The sequence below is a fragment of the Devosia insulae DS-56 genome (assembly GCF_000970465.2).
Taxonomy (GTDB): Bacteria; Pseudomonadota; Alphaproteobacteria; order Rhizobiales; family Devosiaceae; genus Devosia_A; species Devosia_A insulae.
The window spans coordinates 1-15,137 of the sequence record NZ_LAJE02000157.1 but is presented as its reverse complement, the minus strand read 5'-3'; the positions used below and the strand labels follow the sequence as shown (position 1 = coordinate 15,137).

11 protein-coding genes and 1 pseudogene are annotated in these 15,137 nt (G+C 66.8%); 8 read left to right on the top strand and 4 right to left on the bottom strand.

Going from position 1 to position 15,137, the window contains the following annotated elements:
• The 4 genes from VW23_RS09495 to VW23_RS09480 all read right to left on the bottom strand — a co-directional run.
• Nucleotides 1-602, bottom strand: a 602-nt coding sequence (locus VW23_RS09495; RefSeq protein WP_069909337.1) for a BadF/BadG/BcrA/BcrD ATPase family protein, incomplete at its 3' end; no start/stop codon positions are given.
• A 1-nt stretch (nucleotide 603) separates the two neighbouring features.
• The gene (locus VW23_RS09490) at nucleotides 604-1,608 is read right to left on the bottom strand and encodes an SIS domain-containing protein (RefSeq protein WP_069909336.1); all 1,005 of its coding nucleotides are present in this window, start codon (nucleotides 1,606-1,608) and stop codon (nucleotides 604-606) included.
• A 65-nt stretch (nucleotides 1,609-1,673) separates the two neighbouring features.
• Nucleotides 1,674-2,441 (bottom strand): GntR family transcriptional regulator, encoded by a 768-nt coding sequence (locus VW23_RS09485; protein WP_069909335.1) that lies wholly within the window; start codon nucleotides 2,439-2,441, stop codon nucleotides 1,674-1,676.
• A gap of 4 nt (nucleotides 2,442-2,445) precedes the next feature.
• Nucleotides 2,446-3,471: a Gfo/Idh/MocA family protein gene (locus VW23_RS09480; RefSeq protein ID WP_069909334.1), complete on the bottom strand. Its 1,026-nt coding sequence runs from the start codon at nucleotides 3,469-3,471 to the stop codon at nucleotides 2,446-2,448.
• Nucleotides 3,472-3,669: 198 nt separating this feature from the next.
• Between VW23_RS09480 and VW23_RS09475 the strand changes: the two genes are divergently transcribed.
• The 8 genes and pseudogenes from VW23_RS09475 to VW23_RS28530 form a co-directional block, all read left to right on the top strand.
• Nucleotides 3,670-4,935, top strand: coding sequence for an ABC transporter substrate-binding protein (locus VW23_RS09475; RefSeq protein ID WP_069909333.1), 1,266 nt, complete (start codon nucleotides 3,670-3,672; stop codon nucleotides 4,933-4,935).
• Nucleotides 4,936-5,111: 176 nt separating this feature from the next.
• The gene (locus VW23_RS09470; protein ID WP_069909332.1) at nucleotides 5,112-5,996 is read left to right on the top strand and encodes a carbohydrate ABC transporter permease; all 885 of its coding nucleotides are present in this window, start codon (nucleotides 5,112-5,114) and stop codon (nucleotides 5,994-5,996) included.
• Nucleotides 5,997-6,014: 18 nt separating this feature from the next.
• Nucleotides 6,015-6,884 carry a carbohydrate ABC transporter permease gene (locus tag VW23_RS09465; protein ID WP_201788031.1) on the top strand — a complete coding sequence of 290 codons (870 nt, stop codon included), beginning with the start codon at nucleotides 6,015-6,017 and terminating at the stop codon, nucleotides 6,882-6,884.
• Nucleotides 6,885-6,919: 35 nt separating this feature from the next.
• Nucleotides 6,920-8,905 (top strand): primary-amine oxidase, encoded by a 1,986-nt coding sequence (locus tag VW23_RS09460; RefSeq protein WP_084645850.1) that lies wholly within the window; start codon nucleotides 6,920-6,922, stop codon nucleotides 8,903-8,905.
• Between the two features lie 275 nt (nucleotides 8,906-9,180).
• On the top strand, nucleotides 9,181-9,672 hold the full coding sequence (locus VW23_RS09455) for a hypothetical protein (RefSeq protein ID WP_069909330.1): 492 nt from the start codon (nucleotides 9,181-9,183) through the stop codon (nucleotides 9,670-9,672).
• Between the two features lie 36 nt (nucleotides 9,673-9,708).
• Complete coding sequence (locus VW23_RS09450) at nucleotides 9,709-11,079, top strand: NAD-dependent succinate-semialdehyde dehydrogenase (protein ID WP_069909329.1); 1,371 nt, start codon at nucleotides 9,709-9,711, stop codon at nucleotides 11,077-11,079.
• A 498-nt stretch (nucleotides 11,080-11,577) separates the two neighbouring features.
• Nucleotides 11,578-12,318: an outer membrane beta-barrel protein gene (locus tag VW23_RS09440; protein ID WP_084645849.1), complete on the top strand. Its 741-nt coding sequence runs from the start codon at nucleotides 11,578-11,580 to the stop codon at nucleotides 12,316-12,318.
• A gap of 138 nt (nucleotides 12,319-12,456) precedes the next feature.
• Nucleotides 12,457-15,137: pseudogene (locus tag VW23_RS28530) on the top strand (hypothetical protein); the annotation flags it as partial.

The following is a 15,137-nucleotide window of genomic DNA, read 5'->3' as shown; positions in this document are numbered from 1 at the left end:
GCCCAGTTGTCGACCGTGGGGTCGTCGTTGACGCGGCGGGTGAGGCGTTCGGCATCGGCGACGCCGAAGGCGGCGATGAGGTGGCCGAGGAGGCCATCGTCGGGCTTGCCTTCGTCGTTGGCGCGGAGCGCCGTGCGGGTGGCTTCGCGGACGAGGCCGGCGGCGCTGCCTTCATCGCCGATGATCCAGCCCCAGCCGCCCGAGGCGATAAAGTCGCCCGCGGCATTGGCGCCGACCGCAATGGCGCCGGTGCCGGCTATGACGCCAATCCCGCGGGTGAAGCCGGCGGCGGCGACGATCAGCGCGGCGTCGTTGACGGCGGTGGTGCGGTAGCCGAGAGCTTGAAGCTCGCGCTCCAGCGTGCGGCCGGTCTCGGTGCGGTTGATGCCTTGGGCGCCGAAGGCGAGGGCGACGATCTCGGCGCCCTCAGGGGTGTGGCGTTTGACCCGCTCGGCGATCCAGACGGCGGCCTTGTCCTCGGGCTCGGCATCCCATTCGAGGCTCGGCTCGGTGACATCGAGGACGCGCTTGCCCTCGAGATCCTCGAGGATCAGCTGGGTCTTGGTGCCGCCGATATCGAGCGCGGCGATCAGAGCGGTCATCTCAGGCGACCTTGGTGTCGGTGTGAAAGAAGACGAAGGCATCGGGGTCGACGCCGCGCAGCAGAGCCGTTTCGACCGCGAGGCTCTGCATCACCAGGGCTTCGAGGATGGCGCGCTGCGCCGGCGACACCTCGGGCAGCCGGAGCACCGCGAGGTTGGGCTCTTCGGCCACCTCGAGGGTGGTGATCAGCAGCGTATGGTGCCCGGCATGGGCGAGGGTATGCGCGAGAGCCGTCTCGCGCTCGTCGCCCAAGAGGATGTGGGCGGTACGGCCGGCCGATTCCATCGCGCCATGGAGGTATTGGCGCGAGGACAGGCCGGTGGCCGGGAGGCGCGCCACTTCGCGCAGCAACAGGGCGCCGACTTCGGCGGTGCCGGCCGAGGGCGCGGCGCCGGCATAATCGACCGCCACCGCGTCCCGCAGCGGGGTGGCGAGGGCCACGGCGCGGGTGGCGATCTCGCGCTCCAGCGCCCGGAACTTTGTCGGCAACTCGGACCAGCTGGGGTCGATGGTGCCGCCATCCCAGGCCTCGGCGATCATGCCGAGGGCGGCGATGGTGGCGGTATAGCCGGTGGTCGAAGCGTAGCTGTCGGGGAGCTTGCCCAGCGAAATGGTGGTCGCGGCGATCTCCGAAATCGGCGAGGGCGCGACATTGACCACCGCCAGCCGCAGCTGCGGCTCGATGGTGCGCAGCACGGCGAGGGTTTCGGAGCTGCGGCCCGACTGCGAGACGCCGATGATCGGATGCGCCGATTGCGGAAAGGGCAAAGGATGCTCGCCGGCATTGAGCCGTAAGGCGTGGATGCCGCGCGAGCGCAGCACCCAGACTGCCGCAGCAGAGGCGGCATAGCTCGCGCCGATGCCGAGAAAGATCGGGCCCGGGCCCTGGAGCGTTGCGGCCGCCTGGGCGGCGCGCACTTCGCCGGCAATGACGGGCAGGGCACTTTCCAGCAAAGCGGCCTGCGAGGCGCGGGCCTCGGCCAGGGAGATATAGCCTTTAACCAATTTCGTCCGTCTCCTTGGCGACAGCGCGAAAAGCTTCGGTGTCGCGGGCTGTCACTACGCTTGGCTCAGCGCGCGCTGGGCTTTCGCGCACGCGAGAATGAGGTGCGCAGTCGGTAGCGATCGCCGACATAGCGCACGGTGGACGACAGCAGCGGCCGGCCGGCGCTGTCGGCGATGAGTTGGCGCATCACCAGGATTGGGGTTTTGGGCTCGACCCCGAGGTGCTGGGCGAGGCCCATGTCGGCGGCATGGGCCTCGATGGTGGTTTCGCCATGCGCCAGGTCGACGCCATTGCCGAGCAAGAGCTCGAACAGCGAAGCGGTGCGGAAATCGACGCCGCTGAGGTCGGGCTTCAGCGTGGCGGCAAAGAACGAGGTATCGACCGCCACCGGCACCCCATCGAGCCGCCGGATGCGCTCGAGATGGAACAGCGGCGCGCCTGGCGCGATGGCCAGTTCCTCGGCTTCGTCGAGCGTCGCCGGGGCTTCGCTGGCGCGCAGCACGTCGGAGGAGGGGACGAGCCCCAGCCGGGCGGCGGTTTCGCTGAACGATTCCAGCGTATTGGGAAATTCCTTCGGCACCTCCGCCGAGACATACCAGCCACGCCCATGCGAGGGTTTTAGCACGCCCTCCTCGACGAGGCTCTGCAGGGCGCGGCGCAGCGTCACCCGGCTGATCGACAGCTGGGCGAGGAGGTCGCGCTCGGCCGGCAGCCGACCGCCATTGGCGATCTTGCCGGTCGAAATCTGGTGCATGATCAGGTCCGCTGCCTGCCGCCATAGCGGATCGGGCGAATCCTGATCGAGCACCAACTGTTCCGCGCTGTCGCTCATTGGCTCAAGCCACCTTTTCCCATTGCCGCGATTTCATCGAGCGGTAGCACGCATCGATGATCCGGTTGACCACCACGCCGTCCTCGAAGGTTTCGGACGGGGTGGTGCCGGCGGCGAAATGATCAATGAAATGCCGCATCTGCTGCGAGAAACCATAGGCCCGAGTCTCTTCGGGCACAGGATATACCCAGCCGGTCTCGGCATCGGCCTTCTCGACGGTGTAGCCCACCGGGTTTTCGATAAAGCCCCAGACCGGGCCAACCGAGCTGTCGGTGACAATGCGGCCGGCCGAACCGACCAGCTCGTGCCTGAGCTGCATGCCGCCACGCTCGATCCATGAGGATTCGATGGTGGCGAGCTGGCCGCCCTCGAATTTCAACAGCGCGATCGCCGCATCTTCGCCGGTGGTCTTGTCCTGGTGGGCCATGGTCGAGCCCCAGGCCATCACCTCGGTGACCTTGTTGTCCTTGCCGAAGAAATGCCGCGCCGATTCGACGGTGTGGCAGCCCATATCGAGCAGGGCGCCGCCACCGGCAGTTTCGGCATCCCAGAAATGCGGGGCGTGCGGACCGGAATGGCCTTCGCGGGCGCGCATGGTGAGGAGCTCGCCGATGCCGCCGGCTTTGACCATCTCATAGGCCTTGGCGACATTGGGCGAAAATACCGAGCTTTCGGCATAGCCGTGCCAGACCCCGGCGGCATTGGCGATATCGAGGATCTGCTGCGCCTCGGCCTCGGTGCGGGCCAGCGGCTTGGTGCAGATGATGGCTTTACCGTGCCGGGCGGCGATCTCCACCGCGGCGAGGTGGATCTCATTGGGCAGGGCGATGATGACGATCTCGACGGCGGGGTCGGCGCAGAGCGCATCCATGGTGGCGTGCGCGGTGACTTTCCACTTGTTCGAGAAGACGTCGGAGCGAGCCGGATTGCGCGAATAGCAGGCGACGAGCTCGGCGTTCCGCACGTCCAAAAGCGCATCCGCGTATGACTCGGCAATGAAGCCCGACCCCAGCAACCCAACCCCGATCATGCCTGCTCCCTCCCGATTTGTTAGATACCTCTTAGTACCAATCGAGCGTTCTGACCATACCTCATGCGCAGAAAAATGACCACTTGTACCATCTGGTATTGTGAGGTATCGATCCTGTGACAGAGGGGCAAGTCGCTCGGATTTGATCCATGCGGCGCCGGAGGCGGCGGCCGTGCGTCAGGGGAAGGGAGAACAATAATGCAGTCGAAACAGTGGGCCGCAACGGCCGGAGCCATGCTGGGCGTGTCGCTCATCGCCATGAGCGGCGCCGCGGTGGCGCAGAGCGTGACGCTGACGCTGGGCAGCTGGCGCACCGAGGATCTGGCAGTGTGGCAGGACAAGGTGCTGCCGGCCTTCGAGGCGGCGCATCCCGACATCAATGTCGAGTTCGCACCTGTGAACACCAATGAATACAACGCCGCGATGCAGTCGCAGATCGAGGGTGGGGCCGGTCCCGACCTGATCACCTGCCGGCCGTTCGACGTGAACAACGAGTGGATCGGCCGCGGCTATTTCACCAAGCTCGACGGTCTCGCCGGGCTCGAGAATTTCGATGCCACCGCCAAGGCGGCCTGGACCGTCGACGGCGCCACCTATTGCGTGCCGGTGGCCGCGGTGCTCGCCGGCTTCTACTACAATGTCGATATCTTCAAGGAGCTGGGCCTCTCGGTGCCGACCACCGCAGCCGAGTTCACTGCAGTGCTGCAGGCGATCAAGGACAACGGCAAATACACGCCGCTCGCCGTCGGCTCGGCCGAATCCTGGCAGCTCGCCTATAACGGGCTCTACAGCATCGGGCCGGCCTACTGGAAAGGCGAGGAAGGCCGTCTCGGCCTGATCGATGGCACGAAGAAACTGACCGACGCCGATTTCGTCTCGGCCATCGCCGCCTTCCAGGCGTGGAAGCCGTTCCTCCCCAACGGGCAGGAAGCGCTGTCCTATTCGGACATGACGCAGCTCTTCACGCTGGGCAAGGCCGCGATTCTTCCCGACGGCTCGTGGAACATCAACCAGGTCACCTCGACCGGGCTGAATGTCGGGGTGTTCGGGCCGCCGGCCGTCGAAGCCGGTGGCCAGCGCTACCTCCAGGAAATGCCGGATATGGCGATCGGCATCAATGCCGCGAGCAAGAACCAGGACGCGGCGAAGACCTTCCTGAGCTGGGTTTCCGGCCCCGAGTTCCAGCAGATCTACGTCAACACCGCGCCGGGCTTCTTTGCCATGAGCAATCAGCCGGTGAAGTATGACAATGCGCTGGCCCAGGCCTTTGCCGACCTGAAGACCGGAGCGCTGCTGACGCCGCGCCTGGCGCTCGATCGGCTGAGCGCCGGCACGCCGCCCCTCGATGACGAAACCTGGCGCCTGCTGCAGGTGATGATGACCTCGGACACGACCCCCGATGCCGTCGCCGCCGAACTGCAGGCCGGGCTTTCGTCCTGGTACTCGCCGCAGTCTGCGCAATAGCGCAGATCTCGGCAGCGCGTGCCGCGCCCTCCCGGTCGGCACGCGCATTTTGTTTGACTTGGTGTGACCACCAGCTTCGCTGGTCCCCCTCCCCCGCCACGCGGGGGAGGATCACGGAGAGGCCAGTGAAAGGAACGACCAGTGACTCTCGTTCACGACTCCAGAGGAACGCTCGCGTGATACGTCCTGCAACGGCTCGCCGCAGCCTGTTGATCTTCGTGCTGCCGGCCCTCGCCATCTACCTGGGCTTTGCGGTGCTGCCGCTGCTCATCTCGATCTTCATGAGCCTGTTCGATACGGGCAAATCGGGGACCGGTTTCATTGGCCTGGGCAACTACATCTACCTGTTCACCCAGCCGGTGGTCAGCGCCCGGTTCTGGAATGCGCTGTTCAACAATTTCAAGTACTTCGCCATTCATGTTGCCGTAGAGATTCCGATTGGGCTGCTGCTCGCGGCTTTGCTCACCGGCGGCACGCTGAGCCGCAGCGAGGGCATCTACCGCACGCTGCTGTTCATCCCGGCGACACTGTCGGTGGTGATTGTCGGCTTCATCTGGCGGCTGATCATCAACCCGCTCTGGGGCCTCGTCGGCTTCCCGCTGCTCGGCAACCAGCTGACCGCGCTGCCCACCATCTCGCTGATGGGGGTCTGGCAATATGTCGGCATCCCGATGGTGTTCCTCTATTCGGCGCTGATCGCGGTGCCCAACGACGTGATCGAGGCGGCGCGCATCGATGGCGCCAGCCCCTGGCGGATCTTCTGGGGCATCAAGTTCCCGCTGATCCTGCCGCAGTTCGGGCTGATCGTGATCCTCACCTTCATCTGGACCTTTAACGGGTTCGACCTGGTGTTCGCTCTCAACGGCTCAGCCCCCGGCCCGAATTATTCGACCGATATCCTCGGCACGTTCTTTTACCGCACCTTTTTCGGCTCGAGCGGCCAGGTGGCCGACCTCGATCTCGGCGCCACCGTCGCCACCGTGATTTTCACCCTGATGCTCTGCGTCACCGCCGCCTATTTCTGGCTGGTGCAACGCCGGCTCAAAGCCCATTCGGCTTAGGAGGCGGCGATGACAACCATGACCACCGAACTCGCCCATGAAAGCCGCCTCACCCGAGAACGCCGGCGCTGGAATGTCGAGCGCATCGCGGTGCACGCGGTGCTCCTCGCCTTCGTGGCGCTGGCGCTCGGGCCGATCCTCATCGTCATCCTCAATTCGCTGAAGACCACGCCGGCGATCTTTGGCGGGCCGTTTGCGCTGCCCACCGCCGAGACCTTCAGCCTCGCAGGTTACGAGCGGGTGCTGACCCGCGGCAATTTCCTCCTCAACTACCGCAACAGCCTGATCGTCACGCTGGCCTCGGTGGTGCTCACCGTCGGGCTCTCCACCCTCGCGGCGTTCGCGCTGGTCGAGTACCGGGTGCGCTTCGTGCCGCTGCTCGCCGGGCTGTTCATCGTCGGCGTCATGCTGCCGATCCGGCTCGGCACCATCCCGCTGATCCAGATCATGATCGGGCTCAAGCTGATGGATACGCTGTGGGCGCTGATCCTCGTCTACACGGCGATGAGCATCCCGCTCGGCGTCACGCTGATGATGACCTATTTCCGCACCGTGCCGACGGAGCTCAAGGAAGCAGCGCGGGTCGATGGGGCCAGCGAGTTCCGCACCTTCTCGATCATCCTGCCGCTGGTGCGGCCGGGGCTCGCGGCGGTCGCCACCGTCACCATGCTGCCGATCTGGAACGACCTGTGGTTCCCGCTGATCCTCGCGCCCGGCAAGGCCAACCAGACGGTGACGCTGGGGGTGCAGCAGTTCGTCGGCCAGTTCCTCAACGACTATCCGGCGCTGCTCGCGGCGCTGACCCTGGGGGCGCTGCCGCTGGTCGTGCTCTTCACCATCTTTTCCCGCCAGTTCATCCGCGGGCTCAGTGCCGGCTACGGCAAATGAGCCCGCATCCCTAGTTTCGAGACGAGGCGATTGTCATGACGCAAGTTCACGAAGGCCACCACCACGCGGCGCCTGCCGCTTCTTACGGGGTCGCGGCGCTGCCACCGCCGCGGTATCTCCAGGCGTTGGCGCCGCTCAGCCCGGCCGAAGTCAATGCCGCTGTGGCGGTGATCAAGGCCGATCCCGAACTCGGGCCCGGCGCGCTCTACGGCAATCTCGACCTGCGCGAGCCGACGCCGGACGAGTGGCGCGCCCACCTTGCCGGCACCCAGCTGAAGCGCGAGGCGCGGCTCAATATCTCGCACAAGGATCGCCCCGGAGTGTGGATGGTGATCGTCTCGCTCGAGAGCAAGGCGATCGTGTCGCGCCGGCATTTCCCCACCGCCAAATCGGCCTTCCAGGTGGAGCAGCTGCTCGATGTCGAGCGGGTGGTGAAGGCCGATCCGCGCTTCATCGAGGCCTGCCGCAAGCGCGGCATTACCGACATGACCGGGGTCTGCGTCGACAGCTGGTCGGGCGGCAATTTCGGTGACGCGGGCGAGGAAGGCCACATGGTCTCCTATGCCCATTGCTGGCTGCGGCTCTATGCCAACGAGAATTTCTACGCCCACCCGATCGACGGGCTGAACGTCGCCGTCGACGTCAAGACCGGCGAGGTGCTGCGCATCGACGATCATGGCGGCCCGCCGATCCCGATGACCGATATTCCCTATGACCCCGAATTCATGCCGCCGGCGCGGGCGCCACTTAAGCCACTGAATGTCGTCCAGCCCGAAGGCACCAGCTTCACCCTCGATGGCCACGCCATCGCCTGGGACAAGTGGACGCTCGGCATCGGCTTTTCGCCGCGCGACGGCATCATCCTCCATGATATCCGCTATGCCGGCCGCCCGGTGGTGCGCCGCGCGGCGCTCGGCGAACTGGTGGTGCCCTATGGCTCGCCGGAGCGCGGGCACTATCGCAAGAACATCTTCGATATCGGCGAATATGGCTTCGGAAAGTTCAACCACTCGTTGAAGCTCGGCTGCGATTGCCTTGGCGCCATTCACTATCTTGATAGCCACTATTGCGGGCTCGATGGCGGCTTGATCACCATCGAGAAGGGCATCTGCATCCATGAGGAAGACACCGGAATCCTCTGGAAGCACTGGGATTTCCGCGCCGATCGTACCGAACTCAGGCGCGGTCGGCGGCTGGTGATCTCCTGCGTCAACACGGTCGGCAATTACGAGTATGCGCAATACTGGTATCTCGACCAGGCTGGTGAGATCAGCTTCGAGGTGAAGGCCACCGGCATCGTCAACACCATGGCGTGCGAGCCGGGGCGCCCAAGCAAATATGTGAGCGAGATCGCGCCGGGGCTGACCGCGCCGATCCACCAGCACATTTTCTGCGCGCGGCTCGATATGGCGCTCGATGGCGGCGGCAACAGCCTCGTCGAGGTCAACAGTTTTGCCGAGCCGGTCGGGCCGGACAATCCGCATGGCAATGGCTTCTTCGCCACCGAGACGGTGTTCAAAACCGAGCTCGAAGCCGGCCGCCGCGCCAGTGCCGAGACGCACCGAACCTGGAAGGTGATCAACCCCAATAAGCTGAACGCGGTGGGCAAGCCCGTCGGCTACCGGCTGCACGCCAAGGATTGCGTCACGCCGTTCCTTGCCGAGAACGGGCCATCGGGCACGCGCTCGAACTTCGTGCGCAACCATGTGTGGGTGACGCCCTTCCATTCCGACGAGCGCTATCCGGCGGGCGAGTATGTCTGCAATTCCGACGGCTCGGATGGGCTGGCCGAAATCGTCAAGCAGAACCGGCCGGTGGAGAATACCGACATCGTGCTCTGGCACTGTTTCGGGCTGCATCACGTGGTGCGGCCGGAGGATTTCCCGGTGCAGCCGACCATGTCGGCCGGCTTTGCGCTGATGCCGTCGGGGTTCTTCAATTTGAACCCCTCCAACGACCTGCCGCGCGAAACCAATACGGCGAGCGTATTGGCCGACGGCAGCATCGCCTGCCACTGCTGATGTCCCAAGGCGCTGTCGCAGGGGCGGGGTATAGAACTGAAGCAGACGGCCCCCTCCCGGCCTCCCCCATGAAGGGGGAGGTGAAGAGTCGAGGCTCGGTCTTCGATCGTGCCAAGCGCACCGGCGGGGCACCTCCCCCTTCATGGGGGAGGATGGGAGGGGGCCGTCTCTATCAGTCAGCTAGCCCAGCAAGGCCCCGACCATCATCGGCGCATGGGCAACTGCCCGCCTTCGCCGCCGTCGCGGCGGCGACGGCGTTGGGCTGGGCCGGGCTTATGACGCTCAGCACCGGCGGGATCGAGGCGATCTGCGGCAGCGGCGGCCTGCCGCTGCTGTTGGGGGCGGCGCTGATGTGGGGGCTGATGGCCGCGACCATGATGCTGCCTTGCGCTATCCACGACATTGCTGCGGCGGCGCGGCAGGGCTGGCGCGCCGCGGCGAGGCTGGCGGTTGTCTGCGTCGCGCCGCCGACGCTGCTGGCCATCGGTCTCGGCATGGCGCTGGCGCCGGTGGCGCTCGGCGCCCCGATATTGCTGGCGATCGCCGGCAGCGCGCTGGTTGCCGAAGCCGCTCTGCCGGTCGGGCCGATGCGCCTTGGCGTTGGCGTCGCGATGGTGGCCTTGCAACTGATCGGCGGCATGGAGCTCGGCTGGATGGCGCTGTGCGCCGTCTGGATGCTGGCGCTGGCTTTGGCGCCGGCGCGGCGGCTTACCACCGCTGCCGCGGGCGCGGCGCTGCTCGGCCTCGCCATGTTCTGGAATTTGTGACGCCGCATTGATGGGCGCCGAAATGAGGAGGAAACGATGCCGCTCAAGTCGATCAACCCGGCCACCAGCCAACTGATTGCCGAGTATCCCGCCGATACGGCGCAGCAGATCGAGCACAAGCTCGCGGCGGCCTGGGAGGGCTGGCAGGCCTGGAGCCGCACGCCGTTAGCCACGCGCAGCGCGCTGCTGCTGCGGCTCGGCGACCTGCTCGAGCAGCGGGCTGACGACTACGCCAGGCTGATCACCAGCGAGATGGGCAAGCCCATCGGCGAGGCGAAGGCCGAGGTGCTGAAAGCGGCGTCGGGGGCCCGACATTTCGCCGCCGAGGGCCCGGCCTATCTCGCCGACCAGCCGATTGCCGGTACGCCATCGCTGGTGCGCTACCAGCCGCTCGGCCCGATCTTCGGCATCATGCCGTGGAACCTGCCGTTCTGGCAGGTGCTGCGCTTCTTCATCCCGACGGCGCTGGCCGGCAATGTGGTGCTGGTCAAGCACGGCGAGACAGTGCAGGGGGCGGCCCGCGCCATCGAGCAGCTGGTGCGCGATGCCGGCGGCCCGGCCGGGCTCTATACCAACCTCTCCATTCCCAACGAGAGCATCGCCGACGAGGCCAAAAAGATCGTGCTCGACGACCGCATCCGAGCCGTGACCCTCACTGGCTCGACCGGCGCCGGTCGCGCCGTGGCGGCCGCGGCTGGGTCGGCGGGGAAGAAAGTGGTGCTCGAACTCGGCGGCTCGGACCCCTTCATCGTTTTTGCCGATGCCGACCTCGACAAGGCGGTGCAGTTGGGCGTGGTGTCGCGCTACTCCAACAATGCGCAAAGCTGCATTGCCGCGAAGCGCTTCCTCGTCGAGCGCAGCGTGTTCGACGCCTATGTCTCCCGCTACGCCGCAGCCGCGAGCGCGCTGGTGATCGGCGATCCTGCGGACCCTGCCACCAGGCTCGGGCCGATGGCGCGCGCCGACCTGGTCGATACCACCGAGCGGCAGGTGCGCGATGCGGTGGCGGCCGGGGGCAGGGTGGTGGCCGGCGGCAAGCGCCTGAACGGGCCGGGCAATTATTACGAGCCGACGGTCATCGTAGACGCCGACCCGGATGCACCGATCCTCAAGGAAGAGTTCTTCGGGCCGGTGGCGCTGCTGTTTCCGTTCGACAGCGAGGACGAGGCGGTGCGCCTTGCCAATGCCACCGAGTATGGCCTCGGCGGGGCGGTATGGACCAGTGATGCAAGCCGCGCGCAGCGGGTGGCCGATCGGCTGGAAGCCGGCGCGGTGTTCATCAACGACTTCGTCCGCTCCGATCCGCGCGCGCCGTTCGGCGGCGTCAAGGGGTCCGGGTTTGGCCGAGAACTCGGGCCGCTGGGGGCGCGGGAGCTAACCAACGCCAAGCTTGTGTGGGGGAGCTGAAGAGGCTAGCCGCTAAATCAGCAGTCGGCGGCCCTTAGCCGTTTACGGACGAGGGCAACCGCATTTGGAGACCGGGCTAGTATTGCCCATCCCCGTCCTGCGCTGGAGGAGCAATCAGGTTCGGCGCGCAACCCATACGCGATAGCCCTGTTTACGGGGCGAACCACGCGATTGCGTGCTGGGCGAGGGAGTCGCAGACACCGGCGCTTACCCCATCGCCCACCGCCGAAGCATGGGCATGTCGCTGGTCCCGCTGCGTGTCGACGCCCGACTGCTCGCTCCGGTGTGGATGCTGCGTTCCTTGCCGGAAATACAGTTGATCACGATATCACAACAGACGTTTGCACCGGCGATGGAGTCTACCGCCGCCAGATTCGCATTGGATTCTAAGGCTTAGCACGAAATCGGCCCTTTGTGGCAAATTGGCAACTACGGGCTTCCAAATAAAGCGCTAAATTGAGTCCATAACGTCTGTATATCGAACTGGGGGTTCGGATCATGAAGAGTCTAATGCTGTTGTCCGCAGCGATTGTCTTGGGCATGGGCAGTGCATCGTTCGCAGAGGACTTGGTGGCAGCGCCAGTCGATCAGTGGGCCGGCTTCTATGTCGGCGCCCACGGGGGCTACGGCGTGGCAAACCGGAACGGCTGTGGCGACATCGGCGTCAGCATTCTGGACTGGTCGATCTGGACGCCCGACGAAATCGACTCGTGCGATGGCGTCGATGAGGTACTCACCTACGACTATAATCAGTCCGGCGTCTTGCTTGGGCTGCAGGCCGGCTATAACTGGACCCCGGCCGAGAACTTCCTGGCCGGTGTTGAAGTCAGCCTGTCGGGCGGCGGCTTGAGCGGTGAGCTCGATGGCGTGTTCGGTGGCGTGGGGACCTGGGAGGGTCTGGCGACCGCGACGGCGAAGGCCGGTTTCACCCACGACCGTTTCCTCGTCTATGGCGAGGCCGGCTTCGGTTTCGCCAAGGTGGACTTCGAGGGTGACCTCAACTGTCAGTTCGACGCATACCACGGCGCTGCCGTGGCGGGCGGCGGCGTCAGCTTCAAGATCACCGACGATGCGTCGATCGACCTGAAATACAACCATGTCTGGCTGGGCGCGGCGCAGGCGTCATGCACCTCGCAAATCTGGGACAATTCCGACTTCCTTACCGTGCCGACCGAGATCCGTGCCCAGGGCAGCATGGACGTGGTGAAGCTCGGGCTCAACTTCCAGATTGGTAACTGACCGCATCAATCCAGGGGACAATATCATGGGTGCCCGGCAACCTGCCGGACACCCGCTGTTTTCAGGTCGTCGGAGCCCGCATGCACTGCGGCTGCTCGAGGGAAGGGGTGAGCCATGGGTGTGGATAGCTTGCATTTGATGCGCGGCGACCAGGCTGGTGGCGCCCGTCCGATCCAGACACCCGATGACCTCAACGCGCTGCTGCGCACTCCACCTAGCGGCTATAACAAGGTCGATACCCTGCACTCCAGCCCGGGCGCGTTCGTTCCGGGTCATGCACGACGGATATCTGTCGACAGCGTGGTGCTGCCGCAACTGGCGGCGTCGCCACGCCACCGTGGACCCAAGAGTGCAGGCAGGCTCTCGCTGCGGCTCGGCGTCATGGTGCCGTTGGCCGTGGCGCCGGCCGCCATGGTCTCGACAGCGTCGCAGCCTTCGCTGCTCGGCTTGTTGCCGTCGCTGCTCTCGGGGGTGGCGCACACGGCCGTCGTAACCGCCGTGGTTCTGGCGGCAACCCATTCGATCACCAGTATCGCGCCGCCGCCGGCAAAGCCGGAGGCCCTCAATGTCGAACTCGTTCAACCGGTAGTCGAGGCACCGGCCAAGCCGGCCGCTGCTGCGATCGAGGTTCCCGTGCCGCCTGTGGCGGCCAAACCCGCGGAAACACCGCCGGTGGCGACACCGGCAGAAGCGCCGCCCGTGGCAAAGACGCCAGCAGAAGTGCCTCCGGCGCCGCAGCCGGTTCTTGAAGCCGTGGCGCCGTCGCCGCCAACGCCGGTGGTCAAGCCGATCATGATCGATATCGGCAAGCTGCGCGCATCAGCCGCGCCGGTGGCGCCGCTGGCGGCGGCCCTGCCACTCAAGGCCGGCCCGGCCCCAGGGCTCGCCGAGGGCGCCGGCACGGCTGACCATGCGGATGCCGCGGCGCGCGCGGCCGCGGAAGCGGCAGCTGCCGCGCAGGCCGCCTCGGAACGTGCCGCGGCGCTCGCCGCTGCCCAACTGGAGGCCGAGCGAGCCGCCGCCGAACTGGCGGCCATCAATAACGCAGCACTTGCCTCGCTCGACGCCGCGCTGGCCCAGCAGGAGGCAGCAGCCAAGGCGCTGGCCGAGGCGCAGGCAGCGGCCGATGCGCTTGCCGCTGGGGTGGCGGCGCAAGGCCTCACCGCCCAGCAGTTGGCCGCGGCCCAGGCCGAGGCGCAGGCGGCGGTGGACGCTGCCAATGCGGCTTTGGCCGAGGCACAGGCCGCGACTGCGGCCCAGCAGGCCGCCAATAGCGAAGCGGCGGCCGCAATGGCGCAGCATGAACTGGATGCGGCAGCCGCCACTGCGGCGGCCGAAGCGGCGGCCGAAGCCGATGCCGCAGCCGTCGCAGCTGCCGAAGCCGCTGCCGCCAGCGCCCAGCAGGCGGCTGACGCGGCCGCCGCAGCGCAAACTCTGGGAACAGAGGCGGCGGCAGCGCAGGCGGATGCCGATGCTGCCAACCAGGCGGCGGAAGCCGCAGCGGCCACGGCGCAGCAGCTGGCTGAAGCCGCTGCTGCAGCGGCCACGAACCAGTCCCTTACCGAAGCGGAACGCGATGCCGCCGTGCAGGCGGCCGCCGAGGCGCAGGCTGCGGCGACCGAAGCGGCGGCGACCGCGGCCCAGGCGGCAGAGACTTCCGCCGCCAAGAATAGGGCGGCAGCTGCCGCCGCCACGACCGCGCAACGGGCCGATGATGTATCGGCGCAGGCGCAGGCCGCGTTGGGTATTGCCAAGCAGGGCCAGCAGTCGGCGCAGTCGGCGCTGGCGGCGGCGAGGAACATCCTCGCGAGGATTGCCGCGCAGGTGGCGGTGGCGGCCGCGAACGTGCTGGTCAATGGCGCGCAGAACTACGCAAACCAGAAGGCCGCAGCAGCGGAGACCGCACTGGCGGCCGCCAACCAGGCTGCCCAGGATGCGGCTGACGGCAAGATCTCCAAGGACGAGGCGGCAGCGGCAGCCGCCATTGCGGCGACGGCGGCTCAGGAAGCCGCCGCGGCGCAGGCCGACGCCGCACAGAAGGCTGCCGATGCCGCTATTGCGGCGGCTGCAGCCGGGGCGGAGGCGAGCGAAGCGGCTGATGCAGCCGTGGCGCAGCAAACCGCGGCAGCGCAGCAGCTCGAAGCGGCAGCCGCAGCCGCAGCCGCGGCCGATGCCGCCGAGCAGACCGCCCTTGAACTCGACGCTGCCGCCGCCGCGGCCGAAGCCGGTTCCGAGGCCGCCGCCGCCGCACAGGCCGCTGCGGCGGAAGCCAAGGCGAATGCCGAAGCGGCGAAGGCCGCCTCGCAGCAGGCGCAGGAACAGGCGCAGGCAGCGCTCGACGCGGCCAATGCCAATCAGGCGGCTGCTAACGCAGCCTTGCAGCAGGCGCAGGAAAACCAGGCCGCAGCTGAAGCCGCGGCAGCCGCTGCCCAGGCGGATGACGAGGCGGCGAAGGCCGCTGCAGAGCAGTTGGCGGCCGAGGCCGCCGAAAAGACTGCCGCCGCGGCAAAGGCCGCGGAGGACGCGAAGGCAGCTGACGCTGCGGCAGTCGAAGCGGCAAAGAAAGTGGTTCCGGCGGCGGCCAAGACCGTCACCGCCAACGGCAAGGTGCTCGGGCTTGGCGGCAAGCCGGCCGGCAATTCTGGCGGCACGATCGGTAATTCCCAGATCGTCGAGGCGCTGCGCAAGGTCGGCCTTGCCGATGGCAATGCCGGGCCGATCGCCCAGATCCTTTCCGGCGGTGGCCTTAGCGGCGGCGAGATGAGCGCGGCGCTGATCGTCGAGGTGCTCGCCGGCGGCGGCATCAGCGGCAAGAACGC